14 protein-coding genes are annotated in these 17,799 nt (G+C 45.6%); 12 read left to right on the forward strand and 2 right to left on the reverse strand.

The genetic code is table 11. The features are described 5' to 3' along the window. Nucleotides 1-165: 165 nt before the first annotated feature. The 8 genes from tsaE (at nucleotide 166) to hflC (ending at nucleotide 9,659) form a co-directional block, all read left to right on the forward strand. On the forward strand, nucleotides 166-630 hold the full coding sequence (gene tsaE, locus AC3CH3_RS01315; RefSeq protein WP_004735870.1) for a tRNA (adenosine(37)-N6)-threonylcarbamoyltransferase complex ATPase subunit type 1 TsaE: 465 nt from the start codon (nucleotides 166-168) through the stop codon (nucleotides 628-630). After that, on the forward strand, nucleotides 624-2,339 hold the full coding sequence (locus AC3CH3_RS01320; RefSeq protein ID WP_488537570.1) for an N-acetylmuramoyl-L-alanine amidase: 1,716 nt from the start codon (nucleotides 624-626) through the stop codon (nucleotides 2,337-2,339). The genes tsaE and AC3CH3_RS01320 overlap by 7 nt, the downstream gene beginning before the upstream one ends. A 102-nt stretch (nucleotides 2,340-2,441) precedes the next feature. Beyond that, nucleotides 2,442-4,610 carry a DNA mismatch repair endonuclease MutL gene (mutL, locus tag AC3CH3_RS01325; RefSeq protein ID WP_488537571.1) on the forward strand — a complete coding sequence of 723 codons (2,169 nt, stop codon included), beginning with the start codon at nucleotides 2,442-2,444 and terminating at the stop codon, nucleotides 4,608-4,610. A gap of 97 nt (nucleotides 4,611-4,707) precedes the next feature. Beyond that, nucleotides 4,708-5,640, forward strand: coding sequence for a tRNA (adenosine(37)-N6)-dimethylallyltransferase MiaA (gene miaA, locus AC3CH3_RS01330; RefSeq protein WP_488537572.1), 933 nt, complete (start codon nucleotides 4,708-4,710; stop codon nucleotides 5,638-5,640). A 193-nt stretch (nucleotides 5,641-5,833) separates the two neighbouring features. After that, the gene (hfq, locus tag AC3CH3_RS01335) at nucleotides 5,834-6,097 is read left to right on the forward strand and encodes an RNA chaperone Hfq (protein ID WP_017059927.1); all 264 of its coding nucleotides are present in this window, start codon (nucleotides 5,834-5,836) and stop codon (nucleotides 6,095-6,097) included. A gap of 44 nt (nucleotides 6,098-6,141) precedes the next feature. Next, on the forward strand, nucleotides 6,142-7,449 hold the full coding sequence (hflX, locus tag AC3CH3_RS01340; protein ID WP_017059928.1) for a ribosome rescue GTPase HflX: 1,308 nt from the start codon (nucleotides 6,142-6,144) through the stop codon (nucleotides 7,447-7,449). 27 nt (nucleotides 7,450-7,476) lie between these two features. After that, nucleotides 7,477-8,679 (forward strand): FtsH protease activity modulator HflK, encoded by a 1,203-nt coding sequence (gene hflK / locus AC3CH3_RS01345; RefSeq protein ID WP_488537573.1) that lies wholly within the window; start codon nucleotides 7,477-7,479, stop codon nucleotides 8,677-8,679. Between the two features lie 2 nt (nucleotides 8,680-8,681). Beyond that, entirely contained in the window at nucleotides 8,682-9,659 is a 978-nt protein-coding gene (gene hflC, locus AC3CH3_RS01350) for a protease modulator HflC (protein ID WP_010434102.1), read from the forward strand. 152 nt (nucleotides 9,660-9,811) lie between these two features. Here hflC and AC3CH3_RS01355 read toward each other — a convergent pair whose 3' ends face one another. Beyond that, the gene (locus AC3CH3_RS01355; protein WP_010434105.1) at nucleotides 9,812-10,000 is read right to left on the reverse strand and encodes a DUF2065 domain-containing protein; all 189 of its coding nucleotides are present in this window, start codon (nucleotides 9,998-10,000) and stop codon (nucleotides 9,812-9,814) included. A gap of 172 nt (nucleotides 10,001-10,172) precedes the next feature. Here AC3CH3_RS01355 and AC3CH3_RS01360 point away from each other — a divergent pair, with 172 nt between their 5' ends. Both AC3CH3_RS01360 and motX read left to right on the forward strand, forming a co-directional pair. Beyond that, entirely contained in the window at nucleotides 10,173-11,489 is a 1,317-nt protein-coding gene (locus AC3CH3_RS01360) for an adenylosuccinate synthase (RefSeq protein WP_010434108.1), read from the forward strand. Between the two features lie 316 nt (nucleotides 11,490-11,805). Next, nucleotides 11,806-12,441, forward strand: a complete 636-nt coding sequence (gene motX, locus AC3CH3_RS01365; RefSeq protein ID WP_017063177.1) for a flagellar protein MotX — start codon at nucleotides 11,806-11,808, stop codon at nucleotides 12,439-12,441. A gap of 143 nt (nucleotides 12,442-12,584) precedes the next feature. Here motX and AC3CH3_RS01370 read toward each other — a convergent pair whose 3' ends face one another. Further along, nucleotides 12,585-13,994 (reverse strand): amidohydrolase, encoded by a 1,410-nt coding sequence (locus tag AC3CH3_RS01370; protein WP_488537574.1) that lies wholly within the window; start codon nucleotides 13,992-13,994, stop codon nucleotides 12,585-12,587. Nucleotides 13,995-14,241: 247 nt separating this feature from the next. Here AC3CH3_RS01370 and rnr point away from each other — a divergent pair, with 247 nt between their 5' ends. After that, nucleotides 14,242-16,743, forward strand: a complete 2,502-nt coding sequence (gene rnr / locus AC3CH3_RS01375; protein WP_050634935.1) for a ribonuclease R — start codon at nucleotides 14,242-14,244, stop codon at nucleotides 16,741-16,743. 177 nt (nucleotides 16,744-16,920) lie between these two features. Continuing rightward, the gene (rlmB, locus tag AC3CH3_RS01380; RefSeq protein ID WP_019825660.1) at nucleotides 16,921-17,661 is read left to right on the forward strand and encodes a 23S rRNA (guanosine(2251)-2'-O)-methyltransferase RlmB; all 741 of its coding nucleotides are present in this window, start codon (nucleotides 16,921-16,923) and stop codon (nucleotides 17,659-17,661) included. The last annotated feature ends 138 nt before the right edge of the window (nucleotides 17,662-17,799 follow it).

Below are 17,799 nucleotides of genomic sequence, written 5' to 3' on the forward strand. Positions count from 1 at the left end.
GGATCTTAACGGATCTTAGTGGTGTTGACCAGAACAGACGCGTTTTGAGCAGTATTTTTCATAGAACTTACACTTGAGTGCTTGTCTCCCAAAAGCATCACGGTTTACTATTCTTGTTCTTTTGATTTTTATATAGTCAACGATCGATTTTTAGAGAACGTATTCATGAGCACGAAACAATTTACTTTGAAAGATGAACAAGCAACGATTCAATTAGGAACGGAGCTTTCTAATCTTTGCTCACAGCAGACGACTATTTATCTGCATGGTGATCTTGGCGCAGGTAAAACGACCTTCAGTCGTGGCTTTGTAAAAGCACTTGGCCATCAAGGGAATGTAAAGAGCCCAACGTATACTCTAGTTGAACCTTATCAACTTGCCGATTGGCAGGTGTACCACTTTGACCTTTATCGCCTAGCCGATCCTGAAGAGTTAGAGTTCATGGGAATTCGTGACTACTTTACTCCGGATGCTATCTGTTTGGTTGAATGGCCTGAGAAAGGTTATGGGATGCTACCAGAAGCCGATTTGGATATTGATATTCGTTACCAAGACGATCACCGTATTGTTTCTTTAACCGCTAATAGTGAATACGGACAGCGCTTACTTAGTCAGTTGGAGTTATGTTGATTTCTAGACGCCTTATTTCAACAGTGGCCATGATGGCTGCTGTTTTTTCTATACTGTTTTCTTCACTTGTTTCTGCAAACTCACTGAAAAGTTTAAGGGTTTGGCCTTCTCCAGAGGAAACTCGTGTGGTTATCGACTTAAAATCAGAAGCGGACTTTAGCTATTTCACCCTGAGTAGCCCGAGTCGTTTAGTGGTTGATTTAAAAAATACCAGTCTTGCGACTAAGTTACCGGTCGTGGTGAAAGATAGTCCTGTTCTATCTAAAATTCGTAAGAGCTCACCGCCAGACAAAAACACTTATCGCTTGGTTTTTGAGTTAAAGAAGTCGTCTAAAGCTGATTTGTTCAAACTTAGCCCGACTCCGGGTGGTCAGTATGGACACCGTTTGGTGATCGACTTACCTCATGGTGCGGCAAGTAAAGCGACATCGACGCCGAGTAAGCCAACGGTAAGTAAGAATATTAATCAGGTTAAACGTCAGAAAGACATTTTGATCGTGATTGACCCTGGCCACGGCGGTGAAGATCCTGGCTCAATCGGTCCATCTCGTAAATATGAGAAGAATGCGACTCTGAGTATTTCTAAGAAGTTAGCAGCTCAATTGAATGCGATTCCGGGGATCAAAACTCGTATGACTCGTAATGCTGACTATTTTGTGAACCTAAATCGACGTGTCGCGATTGCGCGTGAAAACGAAGCTCATCTGTTTATTTCTATTCACGCCGATGCTTTTACGACCCCTCAACCAAGAGGTGGTTCGGTGTTTGTGTTGAACACTCGACGCGCAAATACCGAGATCTCTCGATGGATCGAGAACAAAGAGAAACAGTCTGAATTACTCGGTGGCAGCGGTGCGGCTTTTACAGGCAATATTGATGATAAGAACGTAAACCAAACCCTGCTTGATTTGCAGTTCAGCCACTCTCAAAAAGAGGGCTATAAACTTGCAACAACCATTCTGTCTGAGATGGGTAAGGTTGCGAAACTGCACAACAGCAAGCCGATTAACACCAGCTTAGCGGTATTACGTTCACCACAGATCCCATCGGTACTGGTAGAAACGGGCTTTATTTCAAACCCAACCGAAGAGAAGTTGCTTTTCCAACGTTCGCACCAAGACAAGCTGGCTCGTGCTGTGACTAAAGCGGTCGTTAAGTATTTGAAGGCTAACCCGCCTGAAGGGATTATCTTGTCTAATGCAACGTCATCAACGGGTAGCGTGAGCCAACATAAAGTGTCTCGTGGTGAGTCTTTGTCTGTGATTGCGAGCAAGTATAGTACGTCGACACAAACGTTGATGAAGTTCAACAATCTGAAATCGAGCAGCCTAGCAATTGGCCAAGTACTTAAGATTCCAGGCAGCACTTCAAGTTCATCATCAAGCAGTGCGGTTAAAACGAAAACCATAACTCACACGGTTAAGTCTGGAGAGTACCTAGGTAAGATCGCCAGCCGCTATAAAGTGTCGGTGGCTGATATTAAACGTGAGAACCGTTTGAAATCAGAGACGGTGAGAGTGGGTCAAAAGTTACGTATTACGGTTGAAGTGAAAGATATCCCTCTGCGCAAACATAAAGTTGCAAGAGGCGATTACCTTGGCAAGATTGCGTCGAAATATGGCGTGAGCGTCAACAGCATTCGCCAAGCGAATAAGCTACGATCTGACAGCCTGGCTATCGGCCAAGTGTTGATTATTCCTCACAAGTAGTCTTGGGAATACTAAACGGCTTCAGGTATATCAATGATAAAAAAGAAGAACTAGTGCAAACGTAGCAGCGTTTCCATCAATGGCAGTAAGGTAGCTATAAATATGACGATAAAAATACTGCCAGCTCGGTTAGCTAACCAAATCGCAGCGGGTGAGGTGGTAGAAAGACCCGCTTCTGTTGTAAAAGAGTTGGTTGAGAACAGTTTGGATTCAGGTGCGACACGTATCGATATTGATATCGAGAAAGGTGGCGCCAAGATGATCCGCGTTCGTGACAATGGTAAGGGCATCGTTAAAGATGAGCTTGCCTTGGCTCTGAGTCGTCATGCTACCTCCAAAATCCACACTCTTGATGACCTAGAGGCGATCGTCAGCCTCGGTTTCCGTGGTGAAGCGCTGGCGAGTATTAGCTCGGTTGCGCGCTTGACCATGACTTCACGCCCTGCCACTCAAGATCAAGCTTGGGCTGCACATAGTGAAGGTCGTGATATGCAGGTCAAACTGCAGCCAGCAGCGCATCCCATTGGCACCTCGGTTGAGGTGTTGGATCTGTTCTTCAATACGCCAGCACGCCGCAAGTTCTTACGCACCGAGAAAACCGAATTCACGCATATCGATGAACTGCTTAAACGCATCGCATTGAGCCGTTTCGATGTGACGATCAATCTGCGCCATAACGGTAAAATGATTCGTCAGTACCGCGCTGCCAAGACAGAAGTTCAAGCAGAAAAGCGCATCGCTGCGGTATGTGGCAATCCTTTTGTGCGCCATATGCTTAAGATCGAGCTTGAGCACCAAGGTCTAAAGCTTCATGGCTGGATCACCACACCTGAAGGGGCAAGACAGCAAAGCGACCTACAATACTGCTATGTGAATGGCCGTATGATGCGCGACAAACTGATTAATCACGCGATTCGTCAGAGCTATGAAACCAGCCTGCGCCCTGACCAATTCGCGACGTATGTGTTGTTCATCGAGCTAGACCCGCATCAAGTCGACGTGAATGTTCACCCTGCAAAACACGAAGTACGTTTTCATCAAGCGCGCCTTGTGCATGACTTTATTTACCAAGCATTGAGTGATGGTTTAGCACAGAGCAAGCAGATCGATGCTGCGCCAATCAATCAGTCGGCTTTTCATCAGCAAGATAGTACGAGCTCTGAAGTTGATGGTGTTGCGAGTTTCGCTGAGCCAGAAAGCGTAATGCCTAGCAGTTCGGATCAAACCCAAGTTTCGGATAGGGTGCGACACGCCATTGAGCAAACGCCTGCCTACCCAAGAAAAGCCGAATCAGAGCACGCTTTTGATAAGCCTCAACACAGCGTTAATGATGGTGGGCGACACTATGCTCCATCAACCAGCTCAAGTTCATCTGCTGGCCGAAGCTCGTCTGCTAGTGAAAGCAGTTTTACCGGTTCCCCTCGCCAAGAGTGGATAGAGTCTCGACCTGAACCTAAAAAAGAGAAAGAGCCATACCAACATCATGGTGAACCTGCGCCCTCTAAGCGAGAAGTGAAAGCCTACAAAGAGCTTCTGAAAACGCCTGATTTTGATGATCAAGTTGTACAGCCTTCATCTTCTCAAGCGCATGTGGCGCCAGTAGAAACCAGAGATAACATAGAAAATATAGAAGCTAAGCCTGCTCAACAGAATCCCGTTAACTTGAAGCCAAGAGCACCTGTAACGGACTTGGGTAAAGCGGTCTCGATTGTGGAACGTCAATATCTGGTGATGGGCAATAAGAACGGCAGTGTGTTGGTTTCTTTGGCTAAGGCTGAGTTATTGCGTGTTGTTGGTCAGCTTGATACTCGAGGTGGTGCGTTAAAAAGCCAGCCACTATTGGTGCCCTTATCGATTAAGCTGGGCAGTGAACTTGTCGAAGTTGCTAAGGCGCTGAGCCAAACTTTGGCGTTACTGGGGATTGAGCTTAAGGCGCGAAACAGCGAGGCGGTAATGGTGATGGGCGTGCCTTCTCCTTTAAGGCAGCAAAACTTACAAATTTTGATCCCAGATCTGTTATCTTACGCGGCTTCATTAAACGCTCAGATTGTTGATAATCACTCGGCTAATGTTTCCAGCGATCTGTTGCCATCATTGGTTAACTGGATCGGGATTCAAACGGCACAAGTAAAAAGCGACTACACTTTATCTGAAGCGGTTCAACTAGTTGGGGAACTTGAACAACTTTGGCATGGTCTACTTCCATTAGATGATCCAGAGTTTGTTAACCCTATCGACTTTTCAGCGACTATAGCCGCGTTTACGGTTTAATTTTTTCGCGACGACATTTGTCTTTTTAGCTGTATACGTCGCGACACAAAGCCCTTTGCTAAAAAGCGCTAAAACAGAGAAGCAAATACAAAATATCATGACTGAAAAATTACCTTTAGCGTTGTTTTTAATGGGCCCAACGGCATCAGGGAAAACAGATTTAGCTATCCGCTTACGTCAGAAATACCCTGTAGAGATCATCAGTGTCGATTCGGCATTGATCTACAAAGACATGGATATTGGTACCGCTAAACCGGATGCGGAAGAGCTTGCGCTCGCGCCTCATCGCTTGATTGATATTTTGGATCCAAGCGAAGCGTATTCTGCGGCAGATTTTCGTCGTGATGCGATCAATGAAATGAATAAGATTGTAGCGGAAGGCAAAATCCCGTTACTTGTTGGTGGCACAATGCTGTACTACAAAGCATTGTTGGAAGGTTTATCGCCATTACCAGCAGCGGATCAAGAGATTCGTAAGCAGATTGAAGCGGAATCTATCGAACAAGGTTGGCAGGCATTGCACGATCAATTAAGAGAGATAGATCCCGTATCCGCTGAAAGAATACACCCAAATGATCCACAAAGGCTTTCAAGGGCATTGGAAGTTTACCGAATTTCGGGTAAAACATTAACAGAGCTAACTCAAACGAAAGGCGATAGCCTGCCATTTCGTGTAAAACAATTTGCAATAGCTCCCAAGGAAAGGACTGAACTCCATCGCCGCATTGAACTGCGTTTCGAGAAGATGATAGAAGCGGGATTTGAAGAGGAAATGAAGGCGTTGTACGCCAGGGAAGATCTTCACCCTGAACTGCCATCGATCCGATGCGTTGGTTATAGGCAGATGTGGGATTATTTAGACGGTAATTGTGATTTAGACGAAGCGGTTTTCCGTGGTGTCTGTGCAACCCGTCAGTTGGCCAAGCGACAAATCACCTGGTTGCGCAGTTGGGATGATTTAACTTGGTTAGATAGCGAAAACATTGATCAAGCGTTAGAAACTCTTTCAGATGCAATAGCATCTGATTAGTATTGCTGTGTATAATGTGATCGCTTTTGCGTGAATATACTCTGGAAAGGATCCGTTATTGAGGCTTTTAAAAAATCACAGCCTTTCAATAACAACGGAGTTTTTTTATTCATTTAGCTCAGATGCAAAGGCCGCACCTTTTTGTGCACCACTAGCTAAATAATTACAACAAAATACAAATAAGGAAAATAAAATGGCTAAGGGGCAATCGCTACAAGACCCATTCCTAAATGCACTCCGTCGTGAGCGCATTCCAGTCTCTATCTATCTTGTTAACGGCATTAAGCTGCAAGGTCAGATCGAGTCTTTCGATCAATTCGTGATCTTATTGAAGAACACTGTAAACCAAATGGTCTACAAGCATGCGATTTCTACTGTGGTACCTGCTCGCGCAGTGAGTCACCACAGCGGCGAGCAACGCACGCCATCTGATCGTCCAGAGAAGACTGAAGATTAATCGTTCAATTGATACAGCCTGCGCTGTAATAAGGAGTTGGTTGCTTGTTTGACCGTTATGAATCCGGCGAGCGAGCCGTACTTGTTCATATCAACTTCACGCAAGAGGGAGAATGGGAAGATCTAAGCGAATGTGAAATGCTGGTCTCCTCAGCGGGGGTAGAAACGCTACAAGTGATTACTGGTAGCCGACAATCCCCACTCCCTAAATACTACGTTGGAGAAGGTAAAGCCCTAGAAATCGCACAAGCTGTTCAGCTAACCGGTGCTGAAATTGTGATTTTTAACCACTCCCTCTCTCCTGCCCAAGAGCGAAACCTCGAGCAATTGTGTAAATGTCGTGTGATTGATCGCACGGGTTTGATCTTAGATATCTTTGCACAACGTGCGCGAACTCATGAAGGTAAGCTACAAGTTGAGCTCGCTCAGCTTCGTCATATCTCTACTCGATTGATTCGTGGTTGGACTCACCTTGAAAGGCAGAAAGGTGGTATTGGTCTTCGTGGTCCAGGTGAAACTCAGCTGGAAACCGATCGACGTTTGTTGCGTGACCGTATAAAGGCAATACTACGTCGTTTAGCGAAAGTTGCTAAACAGCGTGAACAAGGACGACGTGCTCGTAATCGAGCTGAAATCCCAACAATTTCTTTGGTTGGTTATACCAACGCAGGGAAATCAACACTTTTCAATCGCATCACAAGTGCTGGTGTTTATGCGGCAGACCAACTGTTTGCAACTCTAGACCCAACACTACGTAAGATTGATTTGGCAGATGTCGGGCCTGCAATTCTCGCAGATACCGTAGGTTTTATCCGTCATCTACCACACGACTTGGTCGCTGCGTTCAAGGCAACATTACAAGAGACGCAGGAAGCTGACATTTTGTTACATGTTGTTGATGCCAGTGATGACCGTTTTCGTGAGAATATTCAGGCGGTTCATGAAGTATTAGAAGAAATTGATGCTCATGAAGTGCCAACCCTTGTAGTCATGAACAAAATTGACTGCATGGAAGACCAAAAACCTCGAATTGAAAGAGACGAAGAGGGCGCACCTCGCGCTGTTTGGGTTTCTGCAATGGAAGGAGAAGGTATTGAACTGCTGTTTGAAGCTTTAACTGAGCGTTTAGCTAGCCAGATGGTTCAATTCCGGTTGTGTATTCCACATCAACATCAGGGCCGTATTCGCAGCTTATTCTTCGAGATGAAATGTATTCAACAGGAAGAGTATGATGAAAATGGTAACTTGTTGATAGATATCCGAATGCAACAAATAGATTGGTCTAAACTTGAAAAAAGAGAAGGGGCGCTCTTAGGTGACTTTATCGTTACCAAAGAGACTGCTACAGTATAACGTCATATCAAATGATGGAGCTTTCTAATGGCGTGGAATGAGCCTGGAAATAACAACAACGGCGATAATAACGGCCGCGATAATGACCCTTGGGGTAATAAAAATAATCGCGGCGGCCGAGATCAAGGACCGCCAGATCTAGACGAAGTGTTTAGTAAACTAAGTCAAAAGTTAGGTGGCAAGTTTGGTAAAAAGGGTGGCAACGGTAACGGGCCATCTATTGGTGGTGGCGGTGCAATTGGCTTTGGTGTCATTGCCGTTATTGCTATTGCTATCTGGTTCTTCGCTGGTTTCTACACCGTTGGCGAAGCAGAAAGAGCAGTAGTCCTTCGACTGGGTCAGTTCGACCGTATCGAAGAACCTGGTCTTAACTGGCACCCACGCTTCATCGATGAAATCAAAGATGAGCAACTAGTAAACGTTCAAGCGATTCGTTCTCTACGTGCTGCTGGCACGATGCTGACGAAAGATGAAAACGTTGTGACCGTTGAAATGGGTGTTCAATACCGTGTTTCTGACCCATACAAGTACTTGTATCGTGTAACGAATGCAGACGACAGTTTACGCCAAGCAACCGATTCTGCCCTTCGTGCGGTAATTGGTGATTCACTAATGGATAGTATCCTGACAAGTGGTCGTCAGCAGATTCGTCAAAGCACTCAAGAAACGTTGAACCGTATTATTGATAGCTACGACATGGGTATTCTGATTGTTGACGTGAACTTCCAGTCAGCACGTCCACCTGAGCAAGTAAAAGATGCATTTGATGATGCTATCGCGGCTCGTGAGGATGAAGAGCGTTTTGAGCGTGAAGCTGAAGCTTACCGAAATGACATTCTTCCAAAAGCAACAGGTCGAGCTGAGCGTTTGAAGAAAGAAGCGGTAGGTTACTCAGAGCGCACAGTTAATGGTGCTCTAGGTCAAGTAGCTCAGTTCGAGAAACTGCTACCTGAATACAAAGCTGCTCCTGAAGTAACACGTAACCGTATGTATCTAGATACAATGGAAAAAGTGTACTCAAGCACATCGAAAGTCCTGATTGATTCTGAATCAAGCGGTAACTTGCTATACCTACCAATTGATAAGCTAGGCGCACAAGGTGGTTCTCAGTCGGGCACTCGCCCTGCAAAAGCATCATCGACTTACGACCAAATTGAGTTAGAAACTCAAGCGGATCCTAAGCCTAGCACTCAAACTCGTTCAGACAGTTCACGCCAAGGGAGATACTAATAATGCGTAAATTAATGATCCCTGTATTAGTTGTGACGATTGCCCTTCTATTGATGTCACTATTTGTGATTCAAGAAGGCGAGCGTGGCATGGTAATTCGTTTTGGTCGAGTTCTCGATGACAACGGCGTATCACGAATCTATGAACCAGGCCTGCACTTTAAACTGCCTATGTTTGATCGCGTAAAAGTACTTGATGCTCGTATTCAAACGATGGATGGCCGTTCTGACCGTTTCGTAACATCAGAGAAAAAAGACGTTCTAATTGATACTTACGCAAAATGGCGTATTGCTGATTTTGGACGTTTCTATCTGAGTACCGGTGGCGGTAATATCATGACGGCAGAAGCACTTCTTGAGCGTAAAGTGACAGATGTTCTTCGTTCTGAAATTGGTTCTCGTGAAATTAAGCAGATTGTGTCAGGCCCTCGTAATAAGGACATCCTGCCAGACTCTGCTGATAGCGAAGTCGTCACAACGGTAGCGGCTGCAGAAGCACTAGAAGTTGATGGCGAACGCGATAAGATCATGGAAAACGTTTTGTCTGGAACGGCAGAAAGTGCGATGGCTGATTTAGGTGTTGAAGTTGTTGATTTCCGTATGAAGAAGATTAACCTTCCTGACGAAATCAGTGAATCTATCTACCGCCGTATGCGTGCAGAACGTGAATCGGTTGCTCGTAGACACCGTTCTCAAGGTCGTGAGAAAGCGGAAGTTATCCGTGCTCAAGCTGAGCTAGAAGTGGCAACAGTTCTTGCTGAAGCTGACCGTACAGCTCGAATCACTCGTGGTGATGCAGATGCAGAAGCAGCGAAGATCTACTCTGATGCGTTCAGCAAAGATCCTGAGTTCTACGGCTTCATGCGTTCATTGCAAGCTTATGAGACATCATTTAGCGATAAGAGCGACATTCTAGTACTGGATCCGAAGACTGACTTCTTCCAATACATGAATCAAGCAAGCGGCGCTCCAGCAAAATAAGCTGATGCGTTAGCGAATGCTTAGCTCAATAAGCAAAATACGTTAAAACTTAAAAGGCTCCCATTGTGGGAGCCTTTTTGTTTTCTATGCGTTGAATACTGACCATTGAATCTTCGAGGGAGATTGAGTAACAGCTCTGTGCTTTGGAAAACCTAACGGTAGGTCATGAAAGCGATAACCGCTCCAGCCACCACAAGACAGCCTCCAATGCGGCGCAGTTGCGTGTCTGGCTGCTCGCTCAGTTGTGCGACCATGTTTCTCCAGCCATTGGGTGCAATTAAGGGACCGAGCCCTTCCACAATAAGTACGAGCCCAATAGCGAGCCAAATTGATTGAGACATGGTTCTGCCTTTTGTCTGTAAAAAAGTAATGATATCAGTATCTTTACACATCTGCCCCCAGTTATGGCTGGTTTATTTTTGTACAGCGTTAACGTTTATGAACAAAAAGTGACTGCAAGAAGTGTGATTCAGTGCTAGAATCCATTTTTAATTAGCAACAGAAATTGGAAAGATGGGAAATAACGTAGTCGTTCTAGGCACCCAATGGGGTGATGAAGGTAAAGGTAAAATCGTTGACCTTTTAACTGAAGATGCAAAATACGTGGTTCGCTACCAAGGCGGTCACAATGCAGGTCACACACTTGTAATTGACGGTGAAAAAACCGTTCTTCACTTAATTCCATCAGGCATCCTACGTAATAACGTTAAATGTGTTATTGGTAACGGTGTAGTATTATCGCCTGACGCACTTCTTAAAGAAATGAAGCCTCTTGAAGATCGCGGTATTCCAGTACGTGAACGTCTTTTCATCTCTGAAGCTTGTCCTCTAATTCTTCCGTACCACATTGCAATCGACAACGCGCGTGAAATCGCTCGTGGCGCTAAAGCTATCGGTACAACGGGTCGTGGTATCGGTCCTGCTTACGAAGATAAAGTTGCTCGTCGCGGTCTACGCGTTGGCGACCTTTTCGATAAAGAAGCATTTGCTGAGAAGCTAAAAGAAGTTATGGAATTCCACAACTTCCAACTAGAGCACTTCTACAAAGCTGAAACAGTAAGCTACGAAGAAGTTCTTGAGCAAGCGATGAGCTACGCAGATATGTTAACTGCGATGGTTATCGACGTAACTGACGAACTAGACGCAGCACGTAAGCGCGGCGACAAGATCATGTTCGAAGGTGCTCAAGGTACGCTACTAGATATTGACCACGGTACTTACCCATACGTAACGTCTTCTAACACGACTGCTGGTGGTGTTGCTGCAGGTTCTGGTTTCGGTCCTCGTCACATCGGTTACATCCTTGGTATTACTAAGGCTTACTGTACTCGTGTTGGTTCAGGTCCATTCCCAACTGAGCTATACGATGGCCTTGAGAAGCAAGACCCAGTTGGTAAACACCTAGGCGATGTTGGTCACGAGTTTGGCGCAACAACTGGTCGTCTACGTCGTACTGGCTGGTTCGATGCTGTTGCTATGCGTCGTGCAATCCAAATCAACTCTCTATCTGGTATGTGTCTAACTAAACTAGACGTTCTAGATGGCCTAGAAGAACTAAAAATCTGTACTGGTTACAAGATGAAAGATGGTTCTATCCTAGAAGTTTCTCCAATGGCTGCTGAGTCATTCGAAGAAGCGACGCCAATCTACGAAACAATGCCTGGTTGGTCTGAAAACACATTTGGTGCTAAATCTATCGACGCGCTTCCACAAGCTGCTCTAGATTACATCAAGCGTATCGAAGACCTAACTGGCGTTCCAATTGATATCGTATCAACTGGCCCAGATCGTAACGAAACTATCATCAAGGTTCACCCATACGGCGCATAATGCCTGTTGAGTGATTACCACAGCACAAACCGTGCTTTGGTAACTAAAGTGCTTTGATAACAAAATAGTTTTCTAAAAGCCGACTTTATTAAGTCGGCTTTTTAATACCTGCAATTTAGAGTCTAAGCTTTGGGTGATGATCTTTTGAACCCCATCTGGCAAAATATTGCCCATTAGCGGCAAGTTTTGTCTAAAGCCGCCGGGGTTATTGCCGATACAGATATCATGGAAAGTGAAGTTCACCCTGTTTTGTGCGTGTAGAAATCCTCTGCATCCCTTAATAGATAACTTTAGCGACAGGTAATAGAGTGCAGGTATGAAGCTACGAATTGTGGCAGCTTCATTAATAATGGCGCTGAGCTCACCCTTGAGTCATGCAAATTTGGCTGATGTGGGAGAGCCCGTTCCAATATATACAGAAGCTGAACTGATTAATTTAATCGAAAATAATCAACATCTAGAGCGAGTGAAAGCTGATAAGTGCCAGTTAGTTGAAGATATCGTTGCTCGTGCGACGCGTATTAGCTTGCCTTCTTATGAGTTTTTATACGGTGATATGTTGGCTTGGGGTGTGTGTGTTCCACAAGATGTAGAGCTTGGCCTTTACTATATGGAAAACGCGGCACATCAAGGTTTACCCGCTGCATTAGAGCAGTTAGGTCGTTATTACTCTCGCGGTACTTTGGTACAACAAGATCAAGAGCGTGCGATTCCGTATCTACGTGAAGCGGCCTCTATGGGTAACTTAAGTGCGAGCATTCACTTAGCGGAACTCTTGTTACGTGACTACGGTAGTCCATTGGATTATGAAGATGCTTACCGTTGGTTGTATAACTCGGTAACCGCAGACCAAAGACAACACAGACGTATCACTGTGCTTCGTAGCGGTCTGGAACAGAGAATGCCAGACAATATTATTGCTCGAGCAAAGCGTCGAGACGTGTTCTGGTAAGACAGATTATTGAATGAGCAATGATGATTAATGACTGCACTCGTTAATCATCTAAAAAACTCGTATTAAAAAGGCCTCGCTGAGATTCATCAGCGAGGCCTTTTTTGATCTGAACGGAAAACCGTTTATCTAATTCGGTAGCGTTATTGAACCACCTCACCAGACTCAATTACTGTTTCACGAACAACCTTGGTGAAATCGAGTGCTTCTTGGCGGATCTTATCTTCGTCTACCGTTAGCATGTCGCGATCTTGCATGATGATCTTGCCATCAACGATGGAGTGACGAACATTGCCTGAGTTAGCTGAGTACACCAGTGCTGAGTATGGGTTGTAGACCGGAACCATATTTGGCGCCTTAGTATCGATCACTATGATGTCAGCCAGTTTGCCTGCTTCAAGAGAGCCGATCTTATCTTCCATGTGTAGCGCTTTTGCTGCGCCCATTGTTGCCATGTCGATCACTTTGATCGGCGGCATTGCTGCACGATCTTTGTTAACTAGCTTGTGAACCTTAGCGACTTGGTTGAATTCATCAATGGTGCTCAGTGTGTTACCAGACATTGGGCCATCAGTACCTAAACCGATACGCACGTTCTCGTCATACATCTTAAGGGCAGGTGATACACCTTTTGCTGACTTGATGTTAGCACTCATGTTATGAGCTACACCCATATCCGATTTCTTCACCAGTTCGATATCATGATCGTCAACGAGGATCATGTGTGCACCCACCAAGTTCTTGTTGAGTGCGCCAATGCTGTCCATGTATTGAACCGGGGATAACCCATCAGAACGCTCTGCGATTTTCTCTTCTTCACGGTGTGATTCTGCAAGGTGAATCATTACTGGAACATCTAACTCTAGGGAGAGCTTCGATATTTTTTGAAGGATCTCTGTGGTGTTGGTGTAAGGCGCATGCGGTGCAAACGCAGGTGTGATTCGCGGGTGATCTTTGTATTCTTCAATGAAGTTCAACGCGTACTCAATGCCTTCTTCGGCGTTCGCCGCATCGGCTACAGGGAACTTAATCACGGTTTCACCTAGGATGGCACGCATACCGATCTTATCGACGGTTTTTGCGACTTCATCTTCGAAGTAGTACATGTCGGCGTAAGTCGTAACACCGCCTTTCACCATTTCAACGTTACCTAGGTTCGCACCAATGCGTACCATGTCTCGCGATACTAGCTTCTTCTCTAGCGGGAAGATGTAGCGGTGCAGGCGATCTGGCACATCATCGGCCAGTGAACGGAAAACAGTCATTGATACGTGAGTATGAGTATTGATGAGACCTGGCATCACGATATCGCCATCAACGTCTAACACTTGCTTGGCTTGGTACTGCTTCTCTAGTGAAGCATCTCCAACCGCAATGATTTTGTTGTCTTTGACCACAACAGTACCGCTTTCATAAACCCTTTTGTCTTGGTTCATGGTGAGAACCATCGCATCGGTAATCATCAGGTCCGCTTTTTCCATTGCCGAACTTGCGAATGGGAACAGCGCTAGGCTCGCCATAGCTGAAGCCAATAAAGTGCGTTTTAGTTTCATATCATACTCAGAACAGGAGTTGGTAAAGTGCGTGGATAATAGTGTATTTCATTCATGACGCAAACGTTTGTTTTATCGTTTGCTTGAAATTTTGATGATAGTCCACGTCTATGAAGCGATGTTTCACAAAGTGAAGATATGTATTAATCTGAGGTTATTTGAGTGTTTTCTAAAGCATATCTGTAGCTTACCCCTAGCATCAGATATACTAGGGGTATATACCTTCCTTGCTTAAGCAGGCCCGCCTATGTCAAAAAACACACCAACGTCAGAAAACACGACAGCGACAACCACTGTTGATCCTTTTGCCGACCGAGAGTCGAAAAATTACGATAACCCAGTACCAAGCCGAGAGTTCATTATTTCGTTTCTAACAGACGCGAATATTCCGATGAACCGCAACGATCTATTCGAAGCTTTGGGTCTTGCTGGAGAGGAACAATATGAAGGGCTGCGTCGTCGTTTGCGTGCAATGGAGCGTGATGGACAGCTTATCTTTACTCGTCGTCAGTGCTACGCATTGCCTGAGAAGATGGAACTGATCAAAGGCTATGTGATTGGTCATAAAGACGGTCATGGTTGGGTTCGCCCAGACGGCAGTGTGGGTAAAGACAACGATATCGTTCTGCCGCATCATCAGATGAAAACCATCATGCACGGTGATTACGTATTGGTTCAGCCTACTGACAACAGTAAGCGTGGCCGTCGTGAAGGTCGCTTGGTTCGTGTGCTTGAAGAGCGTAAAACGCCACTTGTTGGTCGCTTCTTCCTAGAGTACGGCCATTCTTACGTTGTTGCTGATGATTCGCGTATTAGTCACGACATCCAGATCCCTACTGAGCATAAAGGCGGTGCTCGAATGGGTAATGTGGTTGTGATTGAAATTACGGATCGCGGTGGTCGTTCTCGTAACATGATGGGGAAAGTAACCGAAGTTCTTGGTGAAAACATGGCGCCGGGTATGGAAACGCAGATTGCGATCCGTACTCACCAGATCCCACAAGAGTGGCCTGAAGCGGTAGATAAGCAAATCGAAAACCTAGGTGAGCATGTTCCTGAAGAAGCAAAAGAAGGACGTGTAGACCTGCGTAAACTGCCATTGGTTACCATTGATGGTGAAGATGCGCGAGACTTCGATGATGCGGTTTACTGTGAAGCGAAGAAAGGCGGCGGCTGGCGTCTATGGGTAGCGATTGCTGACGTAAGTTACTACGTTCGCCCAGATACGGCGCTAGACAAAGAAGCGATTAACCGTGGTAACTCGGTATACTTCCCGTCACAAGTTGTACCAATGCTGCCTGAAGTGCTTTCAAATGGTTTGTGTTCATTGAACCCTCAAGTAGACCGTTTATGTATGGTGTGTGAGATGACTATCTCAGACAAAGGCAAACTGTCGGGTTACAAGCACTACGAAGCAGTAATGAACTCTCATGCTCGTCTTACTTACAACAAAGTAGGCGCGATCTTAGATGGCAATGAAGAGCTTCGTGAGCGTTACGAGCCAGAAGTACCGCATCTTGAAGAACTGCACAAGATGTACAAAGTGCTTAAGAAAACACGTGATGAGCGTGGCGCGATTGAGTTTGAAACGGTAGAAACCAAATTTATCTTCAATGCGGATCGTAAGATCGACCGTATTGAGCCGGTAATTCGTAACGACGCACACAAGATCATCGAAGAGTGTATGATTCTTGCGAATATCGCATCGGCATCTTACGTAGAAAAAGCGAAAGAGCCTGCTCTGTACCGTGTTCACGAAACTCCGGGCGAAGAGCGCTTAATGGGCTTCAAGAGCTTCTTAAGTGAATTAGGTTTAACACTGGAAGGTGGTCTGTCGCCATCACCAGTCGACTATGCACAATTGATGCAACAGATTAACGAGCGTGAAGACCGTGAGTTAATCCAAACCATGCTACTTCGTTCAATGAAGCAAGCAGTCTACAACGCGGATAACGCGGGTCACTTTGGCTTAGCCCTTAAACGCTATGCTCACTTTACCTCGCCGATTCGTCGTTACCCTGACTTGCTATTGCACCGTGCGATTAAGTACCTTATTGCGAAAGAAGGTGGTCGTAACAGCGAACGTTGGACGCCAACCGGTGGTTACCACTACACTTTCGATGATATGGACTTCTACGGCGAGCAGTGTTCAATGACTGAGCGTCGGGCTGATGACGCAACGCGTGAAGTAAACGACTGGTTGAAGTGTGAATACATGCAAGACCATGTTGGCGAAGTGATGGATGGCGTGATTGCCAACGTGACTGGTTTTGGCTTCTTTGTGCGTCTAACTGAGCTGCACATTGATGGCTTGGTACATATCTCAGCGCTAGCAAATGATTACTACCAATTTGATGCTGTTGGCCAGCGTCTAGTGGGTGAAAGCTCTGGTAATATTTACCGCTTGGGTGATTCGGTTAAAGTGAAGGTTTCTGCGGTTAACTTAGAGACTCGCCAAATCGACTTTGACTTAGAAGACACCGATCGTCAGCCGCGAGGTAAAGGTAAAACAGCCAAGAAGCGTGCAGCAGAAGCGATGAAAAAGGCGAAAAGCAAGAAGCGCTCAGCAGTGAAGAGTAATAAGCCGGGCGTATCAGCGAAGCCTATGGTTGAGCCAACTAAGCGACCTGATGGAAGCAGCGAAGGCCCAGCTAAGAAGAAAAAATCATCGAACAAAACCGGCGCTGCTAAAGCTCGCGCTAAGAAAAAGCGTGCTGCAAGCCGTAAGCCAAAGGCTGATAAGTCTTAAGACTGATAAATTTTAAGGTTAATAAGGCGCTCTGCTAATCAGGTTTAGCGCCTAACTGATTTAATTTAACGCGAGAGTATCAGGCGCAAGACGCATACTCTCGAAATGAACAACACAGAGAGGGATGCATCGGCATTGATGTCATTCATCTCTGAGCAATAAGAGTAACTTGAGACAATGAGTAACGAATTTATTTACGGTATTCACGCGGTGAAAGCCGTACTAGAAAAAGATCCAGCACGTTTTATCGAAGCGTATGTATTGAAAGGTCGCCAAGACGAGCGTCTTCTTCCATTACTGAACCAACTACAACAGTTTGGTGTGTCGATTCAACAGATGGGTCGTAAGCCGCTGGATGAAAAAGCACAAGGTGCGAATCACCAAGGTCTTATTGCTAAGGTGAAGCCTGCTAAGCAGCTTAATGAAACTCACCTAGACGAAATCCTAGCACAGCACGAACAGCCTTTGCTGTTGGTTCTAGATGGCGTAACAGACCCTCATAACCTAGGCGCTTGTCTACGTAATGCGGATGCCGCAGGTGTCGCTGCTGTGATCGTACCGAAAGATCGCTCTTCGCCGCTAACCGCAACGGTAAGTAAGGTTGCGTGTGGCGCAGCTGAAACGGTTCCTCTCGTGCGCGTAACCAACCTAGCTCGCACAATGCGAGCACTGCAAGAGCAGGGCGTATGGTTTGTGGGTACGGCAGGTGAAGCTACGCATGATATCTATCAAGCGAAGTTAACAGGCCCTCTTGCGGTTGTTATGGGGGCAGAAGGTGACGGTATGCGTCGTCTAACGCGTGAAACCTGTGATGATCTAATTAAGATCCCAATGGCAGGTAGCGTATCGAGCCTAAATGTTTCGGTAGCATCAGGCATCTGTCTGTTTGAAGCGGTACGTCAGCGTTTAGCTCAGTAATAGATTGAAAATATTCAAATATTAAACGCTCATTACTTAGGTGATGGGCGTTTGTTTTATCGGCACAAATAGGGTGGAAATTGCGATTACTGGATGGCTAGATGGCGAAAGAAAAACTGTTTCATTATTCGCCAAATA

It is taken from the genome of Vibrio sp. QJM3NY_35, assembly GCF_057785915.1.

What these genes read in the sequence shown, in the direction of transcription:
- tsaE (WP_004735870.1), top strand. Translation starts at nt 166, where the DNA reads ATGAGCACGAAACAATTTACTTTGAAAGATGAACAAGCAACGATTCAA.
- AC3CH3_RS01320 (WP_488537570.1), top strand. Translation starts at nt 624, where the DNA reads ATGTTGATTTCTAGACGCCTTATTTCAACAGTGGCCATGATGGCTGCT.
- mutL (WP_488537571.1), top strand. Translation starts at nt 2,442, where the DNA reads ATGACGATAAAAATACTGCCAGCTCGGTTAGCTAACCAAATCGCAGCG.
- miaA (WP_488537572.1), top strand. Translation starts at nt 4,708, where the DNA reads ATGACTGAAAAATTACCTTTAGCGTTGTTTTTAATGGGCCCAACGGCA.
- hfq (WP_017059927.1), top strand. Translation starts at nt 5,834, where the DNA reads ATGGCTAAGGGGCAATCGCTACAAGACCCATTCCTAAATGCACTCCGT.
- hflK (WP_488537573.1), top strand. Translation starts at nt 7,477, where the DNA reads ATGGCGTGGAATGAGCCTGGAAATAACAACAACGGCGATAATAACGGC.
- hflC (WP_010434102.1), top strand. Translation starts at nt 8,682, where the DNA reads ATGCGTAAATTAATGATCCCTGTATTAGTTGTGACGATTGCCCTTCTA.
- AC3CH3_RS01355 (WP_010434105.1), bottom strand. Translation starts at nt 10,000, where the DNA reads ATGTCTCAATCAATTTGGCTCGCTATTGGGCTCGTACTTATTGTGGAA.
- AC3CH3_RS01360 (WP_010434108.1), top strand. Translation starts at nt 10,173, where the DNA reads ATGGGAAATAACGTAGTCGTTCTAGGCACCCAATGGGGTGATGAAGGT.
- motX (WP_017063177.1), top strand. Translation starts at nt 11,806, where the DNA reads ATGAAGCTACGAATTGTGGCAGCTTCATTAATAATGGCGCTGAGCTCA.
- AC3CH3_RS01370 (WP_488537574.1), bottom strand. Translation starts at nt 13,994, where the DNA reads ATGAAACTAAAACGCACTTTATTGGCTTCAGCTATGGCGAGCCTAGCG.
- rnr (WP_050634935.1), top strand. Translation starts at nt 14,242, where the DNA reads ATGTCAAAAAACACACCAACGTCAGAAAACACGACAGCGACAACCACT.
- rlmB (WP_019825660.1), top strand. Translation starts at nt 16,921, where the DNA reads ATGAGTAACGAATTTATTTACGGTATTCACGCGGTGAAAGCCGTACTA.